The sequence below is a fragment of the Streptomyces sp. C genome, assembly GCF_000158895.1.
Classification (GTDB): Bacteria; Actinomycetota; Actinomycetes; order Streptomycetales; family Streptomycetaceae; genus Streptomyces; species Streptomyces racemochromogenes.
Genome location: NZ_GG657752.1, coordinates 244,278 through 247,028 on the forward strand (window position 1 = coordinate 244,278; position 2,751 = coordinate 247,028).

Below are 2,751 nucleotides of genomic sequence, written 5' to 3' on the forward strand. Positions count from 1 at the left end.
CCGAGTACTGGTACACCAACCTCCGCCGCACCGTCCGCTTCCAGGACGCCGTAGCCGGCCTCCTGGAGCGCGGCCACAAGGTCTTCGTCGAGGCCAGCGCCCACCCGGTGCTGACCATCGGCGTCCAGGAGACCATCGAGGCCGCCGGCACCTCCGCCGTCACCCAGGGCACCCTGCGCCGCGACGAGGGCGGCCCCCGGCGCTTCCTGGCCTCCCTCGCCGAGGCCTGGACCCACGGCGCCCCCGTCGACTGGCGGGCCGTCCACGCCGGCCAGGACGTCTCCGGCGTCGACCTGCCCACGTACGCCTTCCAGCGCGAGCGCTACTGGCTGACGGCCCCCGCCGGCACCGGCGCCGCCGACGTGGCCGCCGCCGGCCTCGGCGCCGCCGACCACCCCCTGCTCGGCGCGGCCGTCCGCCTCGCCGAAGGCGGCCAGACCGTCCTCACCGGGCGTCTGTCGCTGCGCACCCACCCCTGGCTCGCCGACCACGTCGTGGCCGGAGCCCGGGTGCTGCCCGGCGCCGCGTTCGTCGAGCTGGCCGTCCGCGCCGGCGACGAGGCCGGCTGCGACACCCTCGACGAACTCACCCTGGAGGCCCCGCTCGTCCTGCCCGACGAGGGCCCCGTACTGCTCCAGATCGTCGTCGGCGCCCCCGCCCCGGACTCCCGGCGCACCGTCGCCGTGTACGGCCGCCAGGACGCCGCCGACGGCCCCTGGACCCGCCACGCCCAGGGCGTCCTCAGCCGCGCCGAGACCCCGCAGCCCGGCCGCGAGCTCACCGCCTGGCCCCCGGCCGGGGCCGAGCGCGTGGACCTCGACGGCTTCTATGAGGGGCTGTCGGGGTCGGGGTACGGGTACGGCCCGGCCTTTCAGGGGTTGGCCGAGGTCTGGCTCCCGGGCGACGGTGTCGGGGTGTACGCCGAGGTGGTGCTGCCCGAGGATCAGCAGGAGGAAGCCGGCCGGTTCGGCCTCCACCCGGCCCTGCTCGACGCCGCGCTCCACGCGCTGGCGGTGAGCGGGCCGGAAGCGGAGGACGGAACGGCCTGGCTGCCGTTCGCATGGAGCGGAGTGCGCCTGCACGCCGCCGGAGCCTCGCGCGTGCGCGTGCACCTGACCCCGGCCGGCCCGGACGAGGTGGCCCTCACGGTCGCCGACGCCACCGGCCGCCCCGTGGCCTCCGTCGCGTCGTTCGCGTCGCGGCTGGTGTCCGCCGGGGAACTGTCCGCCGCCGCGGCCGCCGCCGGAGCCACCGGCGGGGCGGGCACCGCGACGCGTACGCCCGTACGCCGGACGGCCGCCTCGCAGGACGCGGCGGAGGCCGAATCGTTCGCACAGCGGCTGGCCGCGCTCTCCCCGCAGGAACAGGAGCGCACGGTCACCGACCTCGTCCGCACCCGGGTGGCCGCGGTCCTCGGCCACCCGGAGACGGAATCGGTCGAGGCGGAACGGGCCTTCCGGGAGCTCGGTTTCGACTCGCTGACCGCCGTCGAACTGCGCAACCGGCTCACCGCCGCGACCGGCCTGTCCCTGCCCGCCACCCTCGTCTTCAGCCACCCGACCCCGCTTGCCCTCGCCCGGCACCTCCTCGACCAGCTGGGCACCGCCCGCGGCGCGCAAGCGCCCGGGCTGCGTGAACTCGCCGCCCTGGAAGCCGTACTGGCGGACGCCGACCCGGACGGCGACGCCCGCGACACCGTCGCCAAGCGCCTGGAGGCGCTGCTGTGGAAGTGGCGCGGCACCGAGACGGAGGCGGACGTCCTCGACGACGAAGCCCTCGCCTCGGTGACGGACGACGAGATCTTCGCACTGATCGACAAGGAACTGGGAGCTTCCTGACCTGCTCCTCTGTCCCATATCCACTTAGGAGTACCGAGCATGTCGACGAGCAACGAAGAGAAGCTCCGCGAATACCTCAAGCGCGTCACAGCCGATCTGAGCCGTACCAAGCAGCAGCTGCGCGACGCCGAGGACGCCGGGTCCGAGCCGATCGCCATCGTCTCGATGGCCTGCCGCTTCCCGGGCGGGGTCACCGACCCCGAGGGCTTCTGGAACCTCGTGGCGTCCGGTACCGACGCGATCGGCCCCTTCCCGGCCGACCGCGGCTGGGACACCGACCTGTACGACCCCGACCCCGACGCCCCCGGCAAGACGTACGTCCGGGAGGGCGGCTTCCTCCAGGGAGCCACCCTCTTCGACCCGGAGCTCTTCGGCATCTCGCCGCGCGAGGCGGCCGCCATGGACCCGCAGCAGCGGCTGTTCCTGGAGACCGCCTGGGAGACCCTGGAGCGCGCCGGCTACGACCCGCTGTCGCTGAAGGGCACCGGGACGGGCGTCTTCGTCGGCGCCGTCGCCTCCGACTACGCCTCCCGGCTGGACGCCCTGCCGGACGGCGTGGAGGGCTACATCGGCACCGGCACCATGTCGAGCGTCCTGTCCGGCCGGGTCGCCTACACCTTCGGGCTGGCCGGCCCCGCCGTCACCGTCGACACCGCCTGCTCCTCCGGCCTGGTCGCCCTGCACCTGGCCGTGCAGGCCCTGCGCCAGGGCGAGTGCTCGCTCGCCCTGGCCGCGGGCGTGGCCGTCATGGCCAGCCCCGCCGCGTTCGTGGAGTTCAGCCGGCAGCGCGCGCTGGCCGCCGACGGCCGCTGCAAGGCCTTCGGCGCCGACGCCGACGGCACCACCTGGGCCGAGGGCGCCGGAGTGCTGCTCGTGGACGCGCCTCTCCGACGCGCGCCGCAACGGCCACCAG

At 75.3% G+C, this 2,751-nt stretch carries 1 protein-coding gene and 1 pseudogene; both read left to right on the forward strand.

Going from position 1 to position 2,751, the window contains the following annotated elements:
• On the forward strand, window positions 1-1,838 hold a 1,838-nt coding region (locus SSNG_RS37130), incomplete at its 5' end, for a polyketide synthase dehydratase domain-containing protein (protein WP_007269141.1).
• 39 nt (window positions 1,839-1,877) lie between these two features.
• Window positions 1,878-2,751: pseudogene (locus SSNG_RS37135) on the forward strand (beta-ketoacyl synthase N-terminal-like domain-containing protein); the annotation flags it as partial.